Source organism: Streptomyces sp. A0958 (assembly GCF_004795035.1).
GTDB lineage: Bacteria > Actinomycetota > Actinomycetes > Streptomycetales > Streptomycetaceae > Streptomyces.
In genome coordinates this window covers 56,094-71,164 of sequence record NZ_SSBK01000008.1, presented here as the reverse complement: position 1 = coordinate 71,164, position 15,071 = coordinate 56,094, and the positions used below count along the sequence as shown (strand labels likewise).

The 15,071-nt window shown below is 70.7% G+C and carries 14 protein-coding genes and 6 pseudogenes; 11 read left to right on the top strand and 9 right to left on the bottom strand.

From position 1 onward, the window contains the following. Positions 1–108: 108 nt before the first annotated feature. Positions 109–1,356, top strand: a complete 1,248-nt coding sequence (locus E6P78_RS11295) for an MFS transporter (RefSeq protein WP_206307785.1) — start codon at positions 109–111, stop codon at positions 1,354–1,356. Between the two features lie 27 nt (positions 1,357–1,383). Here E6P78_RS11295 and E6P78_RS11290 read toward each other — a convergent pair whose 3' ends face one another. Further along, complete coding sequence (locus E6P78_RS11290; RefSeq protein WP_136203411.1) at positions 1,384–1,950, bottom strand: TetR/AcrR family transcriptional regulator; 567 nt, start codon at positions 1,948–1,950, stop codon at positions 1,384–1,386. A 131-nt stretch (positions 1,951–2,081) separates the two neighbouring features. On the opposite strand from E6P78_RS11290, the gene E6P78_RS11285 reads away from it, so the two are divergent. Both E6P78_RS11285 and E6P78_RS33360 read left to right on the top strand, forming a co-directional pair. Further along, positions 2,082–3,554 carry an MFS transporter gene (locus E6P78_RS11285; protein ID WP_136203410.1) on the top strand — a complete coding sequence of 491 codons (1,473 nt, stop codon included), beginning with the start codon at positions 2,082–2,084 and terminating at the stop codon, positions 3,552–3,554. Positions 3,555–3,691: 137 nt separating this feature from the next. Beyond that, a pseudogene (locus tag E6P78_RS33360) lies at positions 3,692–3,886 on the top strand (transposase); the annotation flags it as partial. Between the two features lie 57 nt (positions 3,887–3,943). On the opposite strand, the pseudogene E6P78_RS33355 reads toward E6P78_RS33360, so the two are convergent. After that, a pseudogene (locus E6P78_RS33355) lies at positions 3,944–4,134 on the bottom strand (IS481 family transposase); the annotation flags it as partial. A 43-nt stretch (positions 4,135–4,177) separates the two neighbouring features. Between E6P78_RS33355 and E6P78_RS33350 the strand changes: the two are divergent. Continuing rightward, positions 4,178–4,297: pseudogene (locus E6P78_RS33350) on the top strand (DUF4440 domain-containing protein); the annotation flags it as partial. A gap of 112 nt (positions 4,298–4,409) precedes the next feature. Here the strand turns inward: E6P78_RS33350 and E6P78_RS11270 are convergent. Next, entirely contained in the window at positions 4,410–5,063 is a 654-nt protein-coding gene (locus E6P78_RS11270) for a helix-turn-helix domain-containing protein (RefSeq protein ID WP_136203408.1), read from the bottom strand. Between the two features lie 178 nt (positions 5,064–5,241). Here E6P78_RS11270 and E6P78_RS11265 point away from each other — a divergent pair, with 178 nt between their 5' ends. Both E6P78_RS11265 and E6P78_RS33040 read left to right on the top strand, forming a co-directional pair. Further along, positions 5,242–6,207, top strand: a complete 966-nt coding sequence (locus E6P78_RS11265) for an alpha/beta hydrolase (protein ID WP_136203407.1) — start codon at positions 5,242–5,244, stop codon at positions 6,205–6,207. A gap of 82 nt (positions 6,208–6,289) precedes the next feature. Continuing rightward, positions 6,290–6,739, top strand: a complete 450-nt coding sequence (locus E6P78_RS33040; protein WP_240799140.1) for a hypothetical protein — start codon at positions 6,290–6,292, stop codon at positions 6,737–6,739. A 209-nt stretch (positions 6,740–6,948) separates the two neighbouring features. On the opposite strand, the pseudogene E6P78_RS33345 reads toward E6P78_RS33040, so the two are convergent. After that, positions 6,949–7,107 (bottom strand): annotated as a pseudogene (locus tag E6P78_RS33345) (histidine kinase); the annotation flags it as partial. Between the two features lie 19 nt (positions 7,108–7,126). Here E6P78_RS33345 and E6P78_RS33340 point away from each other — a divergent pair. Continuing rightward, a pseudogene (locus E6P78_RS33340) lies at positions 7,127–7,243 on the top strand (alpha/beta hydrolase); the annotation flags it as partial. A 21-nt stretch (positions 7,244–7,264) separates the two neighbouring features. Here the strand turns inward: E6P78_RS33340 and E6P78_RS11245 are convergent. Continuing rightward, positions 7,265–7,493, bottom strand: a pseudogene (locus E6P78_RS11245) (hypothetical protein); the annotation flags it as partial. 56 nt (positions 7,494–7,549) lie between these two features. Continuing rightward, positions 7,550–8,167: a CGNR zinc finger domain-containing protein gene (locus E6P78_RS11240; protein ID WP_136203406.1), complete on the bottom strand. Its 618-nt coding sequence runs from the start codon at positions 8,165–8,167 to the stop codon at positions 7,550–7,552. 170 nt (positions 8,168–8,337) lie between these two features. On the opposite strand from E6P78_RS11240, the gene E6P78_RS11235 reads away from it, so the two are divergent. The 3 genes from E6P78_RS11235 to E6P78_RS11225 all read left to right on the top strand — a co-directional run bounded on the left by E6P78_RS11235 (position 8,338) and on the right by E6P78_RS11225 (position 11,193). Continuing rightward, complete coding sequence (locus E6P78_RS11235) at positions 8,338–9,081, top strand: metallophosphoesterase (protein WP_136203405.1); 744 nt, start codon at positions 8,338–8,340, stop codon at positions 9,079–9,081. Between the two features lie 30 nt (positions 9,082–9,111). Beyond that, a complete protein-coding gene (locus E6P78_RS11230; protein ID WP_136203404.1) occupies positions 9,112–9,735 on the top strand; it encodes a LysE family translocator in 624 nt (207 codons plus the stop codon). Between the two features lie 282 nt (positions 9,736–10,017). Continuing rightward, positions 10,018–11,193: an alpha/beta hydrolase gene (locus E6P78_RS11225; RefSeq protein WP_136203403.1), complete on the top strand. Its 1,176-nt coding sequence runs from the start codon at positions 10,018–10,020 to the stop codon at positions 11,191–11,193. Positions 11,194–11,453: 260 nt separating this feature from the next. Here the strand turns inward: E6P78_RS11225 and E6P78_RS11220 are convergent, their stop codons facing one another. Next, on the bottom strand, positions 11,454–12,119 hold the full coding sequence (locus E6P78_RS11220; RefSeq protein WP_136203402.1) for a ScbR family autoregulator-binding transcription factor: 666 nt from the start codon (positions 12,117–12,119) through the stop codon (positions 11,454–11,456). 12 nt (positions 12,120–12,131) lie between these two features. Beyond that, entirely contained in the window at positions 12,132–12,821 is a 690-nt protein-coding gene (locus E6P78_RS11215; protein WP_136203401.1) for a carboxyl transferase domain-containing protein, read from the bottom strand. Between the two features lie 309 nt (positions 12,822–13,130). Here E6P78_RS11215 and E6P78_RS11210 point away from each other — a divergent pair, with 309 nt between their 5' ends. Beyond that, positions 13,131–14,123: a ScbA/BarX family gamma-butyrolactone biosynthesis protein gene (locus E6P78_RS11210; RefSeq protein WP_136203400.1), complete on the top strand. Its 993-nt coding sequence runs from the start codon at positions 13,131–13,133 to the stop codon at positions 14,121–14,123. 158 nt (positions 14,124–14,281) lie between these two features. Here E6P78_RS11210 and E6P78_RS11205 read toward each other — a convergent pair whose 3' ends face one another. Next, positions 14,282–14,947, bottom strand: a complete 666-nt coding sequence (locus E6P78_RS11205) for a ScbR family autoregulator-binding transcription factor (protein ID WP_240799139.1) — start codon at positions 14,945–14,947, stop codon at positions 14,282–14,284. Between the last annotated feature and the right edge of the window lie 124 nt (positions 14,948–15,071).

Sequence of the window (15,071 nt, the reverse complement as noted above, 5' to 3'; positions counted from 1 at the left end):
TGTGGACAGACGGCGTATTGGTTGTTTGACCTGCTGTTCTCCTGCCCACTTAGCTCTCCTCGGTCAATGGTGGTTTGTGCAGGTGAGGCTTCGAGGAGCGCGTTGCGCGTGGTGGGCAGGAGAGCGCTGGGCCGACGGTTCGGCTGGCTGTGGGCGGCGTACGCGGCGAGCGCGTACGGGTCCGGGCTGGGGTTCGGGGCCTTGCCGCTCATCGCCGTACTGGTGCTGCACGCCGGACCCGCCGAGGTGTCCGCGCTGTCCGCGGTGGGGCCCGCCGTGGGTGCGTTGATCGCGGTGCCGCTCGCGCCGTGGGTGGAGTTCCGGCGCAAGCGTCCGGTCATGATCGGGATGGACCTGGTCCGGTTCGCGGCCATGGCGTCGATCCCGGTGGCGTACGCCTTCGGCCTGCTCGGGTTCGGGCAGCTGCTGGTGGTGTCGGCCGTGATCGCCGCGGCGAAGATCGCGTTCGGCGCGGCCAGTGGCGCGTACCTCAAGGCCCTTGTCCGGCCGGACGACCTGCTCGTCGCCAACGCGCGGTTCGAGTCCACGAACTGGAGCTCCATCGCGGTCGGGCCACCGCTCGGCGGGGCTGCGATCGGCCTGTTCGGGCCGGTCACCACCGTCGTGGCCGACGCACTCAGCTACCTCCTCTCCGCGCTGGGCATCACCGCGATCCGCGGCCGGGAGGAAGCGCCGCGACCGGCCGGCGAGAGCCCGGTCCGGGCGGGCGCGCTCCTCGGCGGCTGGCGGCACATCATGGGCCACCCCGTTCTGCGGCCGCTCTACCTCAACCAGATCCTCGTCGCCGGTCTGATCATGGCCACCGAGCCGCTGCTGGCCGTGCTCCTGCTCCGCCAACTCGGGTTCCCGCCCTGGCAGTACGGCCTCGCCTTCGCCGCCCCCTGCCTCGGCGGCCTCATCGGCTCACGGCTCGCCCGCCGGGTCGTCGCCCGCTTCGGCCGCGACCGGGTCTTCCGGAGCGTCGGCACCCTGCGCGCCATCTGGCTGATCGGCCTGGTCTTCGTCCGGCCCGGCGTCGTCGGCCTCGTCACCGTGATGGCCGTGGAGCTGGCGATCATCGTCAACATGAGCCTGTACACCCCGGTGCTCGCCACCTACCGGCTCGAACAGACCCCCAAACATCTCATCGCCCGCACTCTGACGGCCTGGTCGATCGGGCAGCAGGCGTCCATCGCCGTCCTCACCGCGCTCGCCGGGCTGCTTGCCGACGTCACCGGTCCGCGCACGGCCCTCACGGTCGCGGGGCTGCTCATCCTGGCCACGCCGCTGCTGCTTCCCCGGCGGCGGGACCCCGCACCGCGGCATGAGCCGGACGTGGCGCCCACCCACCCATGAGGGCTGCTCGCGGGGACCGGGCCGAGGTCACAGCAACCGGTCCACCAGCCCGTCGACGTACTCCGGGGTGAGCGGGCCCATGCCGAACAGGACGCGGATGTACATCGGGGCCAGGATGTGGTCCAGCACCTCGAACGCGTCGGGTACGTCCTCGCCGCGTTCGCGGGCGCGGTCGAGCACGGACTGCAGTTGCCGGGTGCGTTCGGCGCGGAGGTCTTCACGAGCCCGCAGGCCCTGTTGACCCTTGCCGGCCAGCGCGACGGCGAGGTGCAGCACCGCCGGACCGTCGGGTCCGGTGATCTCGCGGGCCACTTGGGCCGCGTACGTGCGCAGGTCGCCGGCCAGGCTCCCGGTGTCGGGCATCGGCGACCGAGCGTTGAGGCGGGTGAGCGCCACGTCGCTGAGCAGAGCCTCCAGACCGCCCCACCGGCGGTAGATGCTGCTGTCGGCCACGCCCGCGCGGGCCGCTACCTCGCCGACGGTGAAGTGGCCGTAGCCGCGCTCGCTGATCAGTTCGGTGACGGCCTGGTGCACCTGCGCGCCGACGCGGGCGCTGCGCCCGCCGGGCCGCCGGGCCCGCTCCTTCTCATTCATCCCACCACCTTAACGCAGTAATTACTTGCGTTTACGAGGCACCCCACCTTAGAGTCACCTAACGCAGTCACTGGCTGCGTTAGGGCGTCCGGTGTTCCACCGGGGGCGACCATCGATCGAGAGGAATCCCCATGGCAGCTCCGCCTGCGGCCGTAGGCAGTCGTTCGCCCCGGGGCGTGCTGCTCACGGTGACCTGTCTGGGCCAGTTCATGGTCCTGCTCGACAACACGATCGTCGGAGCGGCGCTGCCCGACATGCAGCACCGGCTGCACACCCAGCTGACCGGTCTGCAATGGATCGTCGACGCGTACGTACTGCTGGTCGCGATGCTGTTGCTGTCCGGCGGTGTCTTCGCCGACCGGTTCGGGCGCAAGCGCGTGTACCTGACCGGCGTGGCGGTGTTCACCGCCGCGTCCGTGCTGTGCAGCCTCGCGCCCTCGCTCGGCTGGCTGGTCACCGGCCGGGTGCTGCAGGGCATCGGGGCCGCGGCGCTGAGCCCTGCCTCGCTCGCCCTGCTCGCCGCCGCCCACCCCGTGCCGCAGGAACGCGTCAAGGCGATCGGGCTGTGGGCCGGGCTCAGCGGAATCGGCCTGGCCGCAGGCCCCGTGGCCGGCGGCGCGCTGACGGACGCCTTCGGCTGGCCCGCCATCTTCCTGGTCAATCTGCCCATCGGCGTGGTCCTCCTGCTGGCCGGTCTGCACAGCCTTGAGGAGACCCGCAATCCGAACGCCCCCGCGATCGACGTCCCGGGGACGGTACTGTCCGTTCTGGGGGTGGGGACGCTGACGTACGGGCTGATCGAGGGTGGTGCCCGCGGCTGGACGTCACCGCTGATCCTGGGGAGCTTCGCCGCCGGGATGGCCCTCCTCGCCGCCTTCGTCGCCGTCGAAGCGCGCCGCTCCGCTCCGATGCTGCCGCTGCGGCTGTTCGGGCAGCGCCTGTTCACGGTCTCCAACACCGCCATGGTCGTGGTCGGGTTCGCGCTCATGGGCTCGTCGTTCTTCTTCTCCCAGTTCTTCGTGTACGTCCAGGGCAGCTCGATCCTGCGCGCCGGACTCCAGACCCTGCCGATGTCCCTCGCCATGGTGATCGTCAGCCCGTACGCGGGCCGGCTCGCCGCCCGGTACGGCTTCCGCATCGTCGTCACCACCGGCCTGGCCCTGGCCGGCCTGGGACTGCTGGCGCTCGGCATGGTGCACGCCGACACCGGCTACGGGAACGTGTGGTGGCGGCTGGGAGTCGTCGGCACCGGCTTCGCCCTGACCCTGCCCCCACTGACGGGAGCCGCCATCCAAGCAGTCAGCCCGCAGGAAGGCGGCCTCGCCTCAGGCATCAGCAGCACGACCCGGCAGATCGGTGCGGTGCTCGGTGTGGCGGTGCTCGGAGCCGTCGTCCGCACCCGGCAATCCGGCGGCGCCTCCCTCGAGACCGGCCTCGACAGCGCCTTCGTCGCGGCCGGCGCCATCACACTGGCCACCGCCGTGTTCACCGGCCTGTGGCTGGCGAGGTCCACGCCCGCGGGCCGTTCCCCGGCCCCGCGACGTTCCACCGGTCCGGACGCGGTCACCACCTCGCAGGAGGCGTCCGCGAACAGCCTGCCCTAGGTGTATTGCCCTGTGAGGTTGGGGGACGCGGCCGGCGGGTGGTTGGCCCTTGAGCGCGGTGTGTCGGGGTCTGCCCCTGTCTGGTGGACACGCTGATACTGGATCTTGATTGATCCGGAGGAAGCGAGAAACCGCCGATGGCGCTGAAGGACTACTCGGTCGAGTTCCGGGCCGATGCTGTGGCTCTGTACGAGTCCACGCCCGGAGCGACGTACAAGAGAATCGCCGCTGACCTGGGCGTCAACCGGGCCACCCCGCGCGAGTGGGTGCTGCGGGACCGCGAACGTCGTGGTGCTGCCGCGTTGCCCGCAAAGATGCCGGCGCGGGCGGCCGACGCCGCACCAGCGGCTGATTCGGACGAGCGGGTCCGGCAGCTGGAGGCCCGGGTGGCCGAGGGCCTTGTGGCCGCCGCCGTCGGGAATGTTGCCGAGCTTCTTGATGTCGACGTGGACGAGGTCGCCGGGGCGGCGTGCTCATAGCGGCGGATCACCCGGCCGGTCGCCCGGTCCAGGTGGGCCAGGCGGGCAAGTTTGCAGCGGGTCAGGACACGGTGGACGGTCGCTGGGTTCAGCCCCAGGAGAGGTCGTCGCCGCCGTCGAACGCCCCCAGCAGCGCAAGGACCCAGACGCGTTCCTGCCCCGGGCGAGGAGAGCGAGGGCGCCCCGCCGTACGTGATGAGCAGGCAGGACGACGGGCGTCGGCTGCTGAGTGCGGGGCAGAACACGGAGGTCGTGGCGGGCTGACCAGGCGTCATCGTCAGACCCCTCTTCCGGCCGTGTCCGTGAAGCCCGCCCGGCCCCCGGCACCGGGCCGGCGGCAGCTGCGCGGTCCGCGTCGCACTCGTGAGCCGGCACCTCAGGGGATCTGGGCCTCGATGTGGGCCAGATGGGCGGCGAGGATTTCTTCGAACGCGGTGCGGCGGTCCGCTCCGAGGGGGCGGACGTCGCGGGCGAAGTGCGCCAGGGCGGGGAAGCGTTCGGGGTCGGCGCCGAGCACCGCGACGCGGAACTGCTCCATGCCCTGTTCGTACTCCTTGGGGGTGATGGTGCCGATACCCGCCTCGGAGGCGAGCAGCGCGGCGAGGAGGATCGCGATGCGGTGGTATCGCACCGGGACCTCCTCGTCGGGCAGGCCGGACGAGCGCAGGGCCTGCAACAGCTCCTCCATGACCAACCGGGAGCCGGTGCCGCCGGACGCATAGCGCCCCCACACCGCGGCGAGTTGGGGCTGCTCGCCGAATGCCTCGCGCAGGCACAGGGCCAGGGCCGTGACGCGCTGCTTCCAGTCGCCCTCGGGGCGGTAGCCGTCCATGGCGGCCAGCAGGATGCGGTCGGCAACCGCGCGCAGCAGTTCGGTCTTGTTGCGGAAGTGCCGGTAGAGGCTGGAGGAGTCGGTCCCGAGCACTGCGGCGAGTTTGCGCACGCTGAACGCCTCGGCGTCGCTCGTGCGCAGCAGTTCCGCCGCCGTGTCCAGGATCTCCTCCGTCGACCATCGTCTTCGGCCAGTCATCTCGCCCCTCTCGTCCGTACTCACCCTAACCCATGCACTTACCTATGCACTTGTCTATGCACTTGGCTATGCGCTTGTCTATGCGCTTGCTGATGCACGCATCGCGTGCATAATGAGGGCATTGGGCTGTCCGGTCACACGACACACCCGGTATGCGGCCGGGAGGGGAGAAGGACACATGAGCGAGACCACCACCGCGGCACGACCGCCCGAGCCGGATTTCTCGGCGATCACCACCGAGGAACTGCTCGCCTACCGCGACGCGGAGAACCGCTTCCGGGCCTCCAGCGCGGCGCGGGCGGTCCTGGGAGAGCCGGACACCGGCGCCGAGATCGTCTGGCAGAAGGTCGCACTGCCCGGCCGCGACCTACCGGTCCGGGTCTACCGGCCGGCCCCGACGGGGGGCGACGGCGCCGCGGCCCGGACCGACCCGCTGCCGCTCGTGGTCCATGTCCACGGAGGCAGCTTCGTGGGCACGGCGGTGCAGTGCGACTGGACCAACAGCCACCTCGCCGCGCGGCTGCCCGCCCTCGTCGTCTCCGTCGAGCACCGCCTCCTCGCTCCCGACAGCCCGCTGTCGGACGCCGCCGACGACGGCTGGGACGTACTCCGGCACGTGGTGGGGCACGCCGAACAGTGGGGCGCCGACCCTGCGCGCGCGGCCGTCTTCGGCGAGAGCTGCGGCGCGCTGATCAGCGCGCTGACGGCCATCCGGGCCCGGGAGGCCGGGCTGGAGCTGAGGGCGCAGGTGCTGGTCAACCCCGCCGTCGACATGACCGAGACGATGTTCGACTACCCCTCGGTGGCCGAGTACGCGTACAGCCCGACCCGGGTCCTGCCACAACTGCAGTTCTTCCAGCGGCTCGCCGTCCCGCCGGGTGCCGACGCCCGCGCGGTCTCGCCGCTGTACGCGAACGACCTGAGCGGGCTCGCCCCGGCGCTCGTGGTGGTGCCCACCCGGGACGCGGCCGCCGACCACGGCCGCCGCTACGCGGAGCGGCTGCGCGAGGCAGGAACTCCCGTGCGGCTCTCCGAATACCCGGGAGCACAGCACTCGTTCCTCACTCTGCCCGGCATCGAACCGCAGGCCCACGCCGCTCAGGCGGAGATCCTCGCCTTCCTCGACGCGGCCCTGGCGAAGTGACGGCGGAACCGATGCCCCCGCCCCCGGGCCCGACGGCCCAGCGGTCTCCCGGCTCGGGAAACGACGAGAGAAGCACACCCTGATGAATCAACCACTCCCCACACGAGGGCCACTCGCAGCGGTGTACGTGGGCCTTGCCCTCACCGTCCTCGCGACGATCGCCCCGTACGCCGACCGCTCCACCACCCATCTGCTGGCCGACCACGTCCGCGCCGGCTATCCCGACTACTCCCAGGAGCAGATCGACTCGGCCGTCACCACCTACCTGGTCGTGTCGTCCGTCATCGGGGCGCTCGGCGTCCTTGCCTGGCTCACGACGGCCTGGGCCGTCAAGGCGGGCAAGCGGTGGGCCCCCTCCGTCGCGACCGCGATGTTCGTGCTCGGCGCCGGCGCCGGACTGACCGGGTTGCTGATCAAGGACACCTCCGGCGCGACCGGACTGCCGCCGGAGCTGGGCTGGGCCGGGATGGTTCCCTCTCTGGCGGGCGTCTTCGCGGTCACCCTGCTGTGGCGGAGAAGGCGACCGGCGTGACGAGGGCCCCGTTCGGGCCGAACGTCGCGAGCGGCGTCGGCCCGTACGCGGGATCGCCCCCTGCGGCCGCACGCGGCATCCAGGAGCGGGCCGGAAGCGCTCGGGCCGCGAGGCGTGTGCCCTGACCTCGCGAGCGGGGGCTGCGGAGCCCCGGGCGGCCGCGCAGGGACGTACTCAGTCGAACGGCAGAACGCGGTGGAAGACGGCACCTCGCCCGCGACCGCCGCCTGGATCGTGGCGGCCGTCAGCGTGTGCCCGATCGAGTCGTGCAACTCGTGGGCCAGCCGGTTGCGTTCGGCGGGCGCCCGCTCCCGCTCGGCCGCCAGCGCAAGCCGCTCGGCCGACGAGGGCCCCAGCAGCCGGGGCGCCGGCCACCGCAGGGCGTACGTCACCGGTGGCGAGGGACACGGCGTCCTCTACGCGCCGGACGGCGGTTCCTGCGCGGACGAGGTCGCCACGGCCTACCTGACCACGGGCGAGCTACCGGCCGGGGATCTGACCTGCGGCACGCGCTCATACCAGGAGCACCCGGGCGAGCTGGTCGGCCGTTGCGCGGTGGGCCCGCTCGACCAGGGCGTCGCCCTGGATCAGCCGGCCCGCGCACGCGTCGGCGAGGTCATCCGGCACGTCCTTCCCGGTGAGGCCGTGCCAGGTGCTCCAGGAGACCGGCGGGTTCGTCCGGAACGGTGGACGGCACGGGCACGTCGAGCGCCCTGGCCAGGCCGAGGAAGGACTCCGCGCCGGTGGCCGTGGGCCGGACCGCTCGATCGCAGCCGGGCGCTCGGGGAAGTACCGGGCTCCCCCGGGCGATCAGGACGGGGTGGACCCGCCGTCGGCTTCCGTTCGCCGGCGCCTGTAGTGGCGTGCCGCTCGGGCGCGGTTCCCGCATGACGGCTTGCACCACTCCTGCCGACCGTGGCTCTTGACGAAGTAGCGCACGCAGCGCGGCGCGGTGCACGATCGCAGCTGCGTGCTCTGCGGGCCGCTGAGAAAGTCGATGGCCGCTCGGGCCAGGGCCGCGACAAGTCGAACGTACGGGTCCTCTTCCGCGGACAGCAGTCGGGCGGCAGGGACTCCGCCGGCGGGCCAGTCCAGCTGCGGGGCGACCGGTTCCCGCGCGGCAGCCGTGTTGAGGCGGTCCATCGCCTGGTCGGCGGTCATCAGGCGATGGGCGTCCGCCGGGCTGGGGGGAGCGGGACTGACCAACCGGGCGAACAGGGCTCGGACCGCCTGCCGGAGCTCGATGATCCCGAGCCGGAGGTCTTCGTCTGCCGCGAGCGCTCCGGTCCGAACCTGTCCGGCCAGCAGATGCTCCTGCTTCCGTATCCAGTCCGTCGTTCCCTGGACCGTGGCGAGGTCGTCGGCGACGCCACCCTCTCCGTCGTGGCGAATCGTGCTCGCCAGTTCCAGTGCCAGCCATCGGTCCACAAGGCATCTCCTTCCCTCTCGGTGCCAGGTCGTCAGCCACTTGATCACATCCCTGCGCACACCCTAGAGTCTCTAACGGAAAATCAAAAACTTCCGTTAGAGGCCGACGTGGTGGAGACACCTGCCGGCGCAGGAGGGCGGCTGAGCCCGCCATAGGAGGGGACCGCGGAATGACACTGCTGCTGGCACACATCAGCGACCTGCACCTGGACGGCAGCGAGAGGGCGACCCTGCGCGCCACCCGCGTCATGGACTACGTGCGAGCCCTCCCCCACCCGGTCGACGCGCTCCTGGTCACCGGGGACATCGCCGATCACGGCGAGGAGGCCGAGTACGAGGAGGCGGCTCAGATCCTGACCGCCCCCTTCCCCGTGCTCACGTGCCCCGGGAACCACGACGCGCGACCGGCCTACCGCAAGGCCCTGCTCGGGGAGGCCCCCGGCCCCGGACCCGTCAACCGGGCCCACCACATCGCCGGCACCACCATCCTGATGTGCGACTCCACCATCCCCGGTCGCGACGAAGGACGCCTCGACGCCCGGACGCTGGCCTGGATCGACACCACTCTCACCGCGCTGCCGCGGGACCGGGCGGCGCTGATCGCCTTCCACCAGCCGCCGGTCGAACTCCATCACCCGCTGCCCGACTCCGGCATGCTCGAAGAGCCCGGACAGCTGGCGGACCTGCTCGACGCGCACCCGCAGGTCGCCGCCGTCCTCACGGGCCACGCCCACACCGCGGCCGCCTCGACCTTCGCCGCGCGTCCCGTGATCGTCGGACCGGCCATCACCTGGACCCTGCGCATGCCCTGGGAGGGCGATGAAGCCGCAGACCGCGACCAGCCGCCCGGCCTCGCCTTCCACGTCCTGGACGACGACCGGCGCCTGACCACTCACTACCGCGTCGTGCTCTGATCTCTCCCGCCCGCACGAACCGGAGGCACCGTGGTCCATCCCTACGCGGTCGCCGGGTTCCTGGTGGCGGTCCTCCCCTTGGTCGCCACCCCGGGAGCCAGCCTGGCCCTGCTGATCCAGCACGTCACCGACAGCGGCCGCGGCCAGGCTCTTCCCGTCATCCTCGGCACCGTCACCGGCCTGTACATCCACGCCACTCTCGCCGTAGCGGGCCTCTCGGCCCTGGTCATGCATTCCAGCGTGGCCTTCGCCGCCGTCAAGCTCGTCGGCGCCGTCTACCTCATCGGCCTGGGCATATGGACATGGCGTTCCGCCACACCGAACGCGGCACCCGCCCCCGCCCGCCGACGCCTGCCGAAGGGGCCGGACTCCGTCTTCACCCAAGCGTTGCTCGCCAACGTCCTCAACCCGAAGGCGGCGGCCATCTACTTGACCCTGGTCCCCCAGTTCATCGCACCCCGTCAGCCCTTCGGCGGCCAAATCCTCACGTTGGCCACCGCCCACGCGCTACTGATCGCACTCTGGCTCACCGCCTGGACCCTTCTCATCGTGCGTGCCTCACATGCGCTGCACCGACCCCGCTTCAAACGAACCGCCGCCAGGGCCACGTCAGCGGTCCTCATCACCCTCGGCATCCGGAGCACCGTGACGTAGTGGGACGGTCCGGCGGCGCGGCAACTCCGGCGGCCGACCCGCTGCGGAAAACGGTGGCCCTCTGCCTCGGAGAGGGCCACCGTTTTCCGCTCCGGATCAGCTGCTGATGTCAGCGGTGAACGCACTCCACGCCGTCTCCGAGACGCTCAGTCCGGGGATGGCGGTGTCCTGTTCGTACCGAATATGGATGCCGGAGCCACAAGTCCCACCTCCATGACATGACAACGGTGGGTCAGGAAATACCGGGAATATTCCGGGAGTTGAACGGATACGATCACGGCCATGCCTATGGGATACGTGGCCTCGACCGCGCTGCTTGCCTGGTGCTCCTTCTTCGCCGTCGTCGCACCGCGCCGACCCCGACCGCTGGCGACCCTGAGCTTCTGGTTCGGCATGGTCCTCAACGAGGTGCCGTTCATGGGCATGCTCGCCGTGCTGGCCTCCACGGCCTTGGCCGCCGGCCAAGGAGATCTGGAGTCAACGGCCAGCAAGGTGATAGCCGTGATCGCCCTCGCCACCATCCCCGTGATGGCCGTGGCCGCCTGGCGCGGCCTGCGGGCGGGCCAGGCCCTCGAGCACGCCCTCGATCAGGGGCTCGGGACCGACTGGCGGGACCATGTGCACGAACCGCCGCACCGCCGGCCCCGGCCCCGCCTCCTGCTGCTGCGGCGCCTGACGCGGAACCTCGACGTGGTACGGATTGCCAACCTCCGCTACGGGGACGCCGGCCGCCACAATCTGCTCGACGTCTACCGCCGCCGCGACGCCCCGCAGAACGGGCCGGTCCTGATCTACTTCCACGGCGGCGGGTTCACCAGCGGAGCCAAGAGCCGCGAGGCACGGCCCCTTCTCTACCGGCTCGCCGCCCAGGGCTGGGTGTGCATCAGCGCCAACTACCGGCTGCGCCCCGAGACCGACTTCCCCGGCCACCAGATCGACGCCAAGAAGGTCATCGCCTGGGTTCGCGAGCACGCCTCCGAGTACGGCGCCGATCCGTCGAAGCTGTTCGTGGCGGGCAGCTCGGCCGGCTCCAACATGGCGGCCATGTGCGCGCTCACCCCGAACGACCCGGAGTACCAGCCCGGATTCGAGTCGGCCGACACCTCGGTCACCGCGGCGATCTGCCTCTACGGCTACTACGGCTTCTTCTTCGGCGAGGAGCCCGACGTGCCGCCCTCCCCGAACCAGCCGTACGCCTACCTCAACCCCGGCGCGCCGCCCATCCTCATCGCCCACGGCACCAAGGACGCGCTGGCGACCGTCGAGGGCGCCCGGTACTTCGTGGACCGGCTGCGCCGCGTCTCGGACAGCGCCGTGGTCTACGCCGAACTGCCCGGCGCACAGCACTCGTTCGACCTGTTCCACTCCGCGCGCTTCGAGGCCGTCGTGGACGGTGTCCAGGCGTTCGCCGGCTGGGTCCTGGCCGCGTCGGGACGCACCCCCGATCCGGCTCGCTAGCGGGTCTCGGCCACCAGGCGGACCACCTCGTCCGCCGCCCGGACCGAGTGGCCGAACCTTCCCGAGACAGGCGGCGCGCAGCGAGTCGGTCGCCGCAGACGCACATCCGGTGCGGGCGGGGGCTCTGCCCCACGGTGATGGCGTAGACGACGGCGTGGGAGCGGACCTGCACGGTGGTGTCTTCCTGCGGGCGCACATCGAGCATGCCGATGACGTGGCGGTGCTGTTCCCCGGTCTCGGCCAGTCGGGCCGGCCGGGCGTCAGGGCTCGCTGCCCTGGCCCCCGATCCGCGGGGCGGTGCTCCTGCTCCGTGGACCGTGCACCCCCTCCGCCCTGAGGGCGCCGAGCACCGCCGGCGGGGTGAGCCGGGGCAGGAGCAACTGCCAGAAGCGGGTGAGGGTCCTGTACGAGAGCCACGTCGCGTCCCGCGCTCCCAGCACCTCGAAGCCCACGGTCGCTGCCACGACGGCGAGCATCACGTCCTGGGCGGACAGGTTCTCGGTGAGTACGCCCTCCCCGTCGGCACGCTTGAGGGCGCCTTCGACCCAGCGGCGCCATTCGAGTCTCAGGTTCTGCCCGCCGGCGTAGGACTGTTCGCTGCTCAGGCCGAACCCGGCCCGCAGTACGACGTCCTCGCGCAGTCCGCGGGCCAGGTCGTGGGTGGCGTTCACAAGGCACTGCAGGGCGTTGGGCCCCCTGGTGGCCTGTCGTGTGACGTGGTCGAGACGGCGCCCGGCAGCTTCCTCGACCGCTTCGGCGAGTGCGGCCTTGCTGGCGAAGTGGAAGTGCAGCGCGCCGTTGCTCACTCCGGCCCTGTTGCTGATCGTGGTGAGTGAGGCGACGCCGAAGCCCTCGCAGTCGAAGACCTCTGCGGCGGATTTGATCAGTGCCTCACGCGTACGCAGGGCACGTTCCTGTTTTGCCATGACGGCGCTCCGTTACTGCGGCTGGTTGCCGTGCTTGCGCGGCGGCAGGTCGGCGTGCTTGGTGCGGAGCATCGCCAGGGACTTGATGAGGACCTCGCGTGTCCCGGCCGGGTCGATGACGTCGTCGACGAGGCCGCGCTCGGCGGCGTAGTACGGGTGCATGAGCTCGGACTTGTACTCCTTGACCATGTGGGCGCGGGCAGCTTCGGGGTCCTCGGCGTTCGCGATCTGCCGGCGGAAGGTCACGTTGGCCGCACCCTCCGCGCCCATCACCGCGGTCTCGTTGGTAGGCCACGCGTAGGTGAGGTCCGCACCGATGGACTGGGACTCCATGACAATGTAGGCGCCGCCGTACGCCTTCCTCAGGGCGCCGAAGATCCGGAAGTCGTGCGCGTACACGAAGACCGTCCGGCCCTCGACCATGCCCCAGCCCGTGATCACACCGTCCGTGTACGGCCTCTTCGCCTCCAGCCCGAAACCCGTCGCCCGGTGCCGCCGCAACTGCTCCACCTCATGGAACGAACCCGGGTCCACCAGCAGCTCGATACGCTCGCGCGCGGTCAGCTTCCCCTTCGCGTGCTGCGCCTCGGTCGCCCTCGCGCTCGGCCCGGCCACCGCCTGCGCGCGGACCGCGCGCAGCTCGGCCACACGCCCACGCGCGTCGGCAGGCCTTTCGGTGGGCCGATCGAGGGCAGTCGGCATGTGAGGTCCCCCCTGTGACAAGGCCGAGGAGGTCCCCGCCTCCATGTATGACATTAACAAACCGCTTAGACGGTTTAAAGTGCCTGCTCAAGAGCTACTCGAGACCCGCACACTCACCGCCGACTCCCGGGGGCGAGATAGCCCACAGAGGAAAGCCGCACCCTGGCAGGCCGATATGGAGTTTGATCGTCCGGAACCCGCGAGGGCGAACCCCTGACTACGGCTAGAAAGTAAACCGGATGGTATGTATCTTTGCTCGCCTGGGCACCACACCACTCGCTTCCGTCATCACGACCCAGGGGGACCAGCATGTCGTCGAGCACGTTTCGGGTCGAACGCCTCATCCACGGTGGAGAGCGTCGGGAGAACAACACCGCCACGCCGACTCCGACTGCCGTACCTCACTACCCGTCCCTGACCACCACCGTCCCCAAGGAGTTCGTCCATCGGGCCAGCGTCGCCGAAGTGCTCCTGACGGACTGGGAGCGTGTCGGTGATCTCAGTTTCACCGTGACCGGCCAACTCCCGCGGCATCACGGCTTCTTCGCGACGATCCGCGGCTGTCATGATCCGCTTTTGATCGCAGAAACGATCCGACAGGCAGGGATACTCCTGGCGCACGCCGAATTCGCGGTACCGCTCGGCCACCAGTTCCTGATGTCGGACCTCTCGGTCGACATCGCACCGGAGCACCTGCTCGTCGACACCACGCCGGCCGGCCTCGACGTCGAGATCACGTGCACAGACGTCAAGCGCCGGGGCGCGAATCTCGCGGGGCTGCACTTCGACGCGGTGATCCGCAGGGACCAGCAGGTGGCTGCGACCGGCTCCGCGACCTTCACCTGCGCCTCACCCGCGGTCTACCAGCGGCTGCGCTCGGCGAGCATCGGCGACGGCGCTCCGGCGGCCCTCGCCCTGACCGGCCCGGTGGCACCTCAGGACGTGGGCCGGGTCTCCCCCACCGACGTCGTCCTGTCTCCCGCACCGGAGACGGACTGCTGGCAACTGCGGGTCGACACCCGGCACCCCGCCCTCTTCGACCACTCCGTCGACCACGTACCCGGCATGGTGCTTCTGGAGGCTGCCCGCCAGGCCAGTGCGGCGTTCCTCGGCCATCCGTGCCTCCCCGTCGCCATCACCGGCGAATTCTCCCGGTACGTGGAGCTCGGCGCCCGCTGCCTGATCGAGGTGCGCCCCCTCTCCGAGGACGCGAGTGGCAGGCACCGCGTCCTCGTGACCGGCCACCAGAACGACAGCATGCCGTTCAGCGCCGTCATCACCACCGTGCCCGCAGGGGCCTGAACCGCATCACCGGCAGCGGACTCCCGCGCACACGCACCACCGCGGCCGGGGCTCATCGCGTCGCCCAAGCTCCGAAAGAGGGCGGCGCCGCTGAGCCTCGGCTCTTCCGCGCCGCGGTGACCTCGGACTCATCCGTCCTCGAGGCGCCGAGGCCCTGGTCAGGCCGGCGCGGTCTCGAGGCCCATCTCGCTGAGCAGCCGGGCCCCTCGGTCCGGTGCCACGTCCAGCCGCATCAACACGGCGGGTGAGGCGATGGAGGGCAGCAGGTACTTCAGGAGGACCGAGACCCGGTGCTCGACCCCGGTCAGATCGGTCTCCAACTGGGCGTAGAGCTGCACTCCGTTGAACGCGCTCACCACCATCTCGGCGATCTCCCGCGGCACGATGTGCGACAGGGTCTCACCCCGCTGGTGGGCCTCCGTGACGATCTCCGTCAGCATGTCCACCCACAGGGGCCAGGCGCTTCGGTAGTGCCTGCGGCCTATGGGATCGGAGGACAGCCGCGCACCGGCCCGCAGCAGCGGATCGCGCACCAGCCGGTGGGCGACCGTCATGGCGACGTCCACCATCTCCTGGAGCTTGACGTCCTGGGGAGGCAGATTCAGGTCCGTCTGGACTTCCAGCACGCCCTGGGCCAGCGCTTCCTTGGAGTCGAAGTGGAAGTACAGCGCGCCCTTGGTGACGCCCGCTGTCTTGAGAATGTCCGCAACGGTCGCGGCGGTGTAGCCGTGCTCCGCGAAGACCGTCGCTGCCGCTTCCAGTACCGTGCGGCGGGTCATGACCGCTCGTTGCTGCTGGGCCATGGCCCTCACCTCGTTCTCCACCGCTCCACTGCAGAGCAGTGTGCTCCCTCAAGAAAAAACCGCGCAGAAGGTACCCTACTTGGCTGGTCCATGAATACGCCAGCGTCGGGGGCCCCAGTTCGCGGCATGCCGACGCCCGCGGCAA

Bases quoted from the DNA above. Each gene is read 5' to 3' on its own strand.
- E6P78_RS11290 (WP_136203411.1), bottom strand. From the start codon at position 1,950: ATGAATGAGAAGGAGCGGGCCCGGCGGCCCGGCGGGCGCAGCGCCCGC.
- E6P78_RS11285 (WP_136203410.1), top strand. From the start codon at position 2,082: ATGGCAGCTCCGCCTGCGGCCGTAGGCAGTCGTTCGCCCCGGGGCGTG.
- E6P78_RS11270 (WP_136203408.1), bottom strand. From the start codon at position 5,063: ATGACTGGCCGAAGACGATGGTCGACGGAGGAGATCCTGGACACGGCG.
- E6P78_RS11265 (WP_136203407.1), top strand. From the start codon at position 5,242: ATGAGCGAGACCACCACCGCGGCACGACCGCCCGAGCCGGATTTCTCG.
- E6P78_RS33040 (WP_240799140.1), top strand. From the start codon at position 6,290: ATGAATCAACCACTCCCCACACGAGGGCCACTCGCAGCGGTGTACGTG.
- E6P78_RS11235 (WP_136203405.1), top strand. From the start codon at position 8,338: ATGACACTGCTGCTGGCACACATCAGCGACCTGCACCTGGACGGCAGC.
- E6P78_RS11225 (WP_136203403.1), top strand. From the start codon at position 10,018: ATGCCTATGGGATACGTGGCCTCGACCGCGCTGCTTGCCTGGTGCTCC.
- E6P78_RS11220 (WP_136203402.1), bottom strand. From the start codon at position 12,119: ATGGCAAAACAGGAACGTGCCCTGCGTACGCGTGAGGCACTGATCAAA.
- E6P78_RS11215 (WP_136203401.1), bottom strand. From the start codon at position 12,821: ATGCCGACTGCCCTCGATCGGCCCACCGAAAGGCCTGCCGACGCGCGT.
- E6P78_RS11210 (WP_136203400.1), top strand. From the start codon at position 13,131: ATGTCGTCGAGCACGTTTCGGGTCGAACGCCTCATCCACGGTGGAGAG.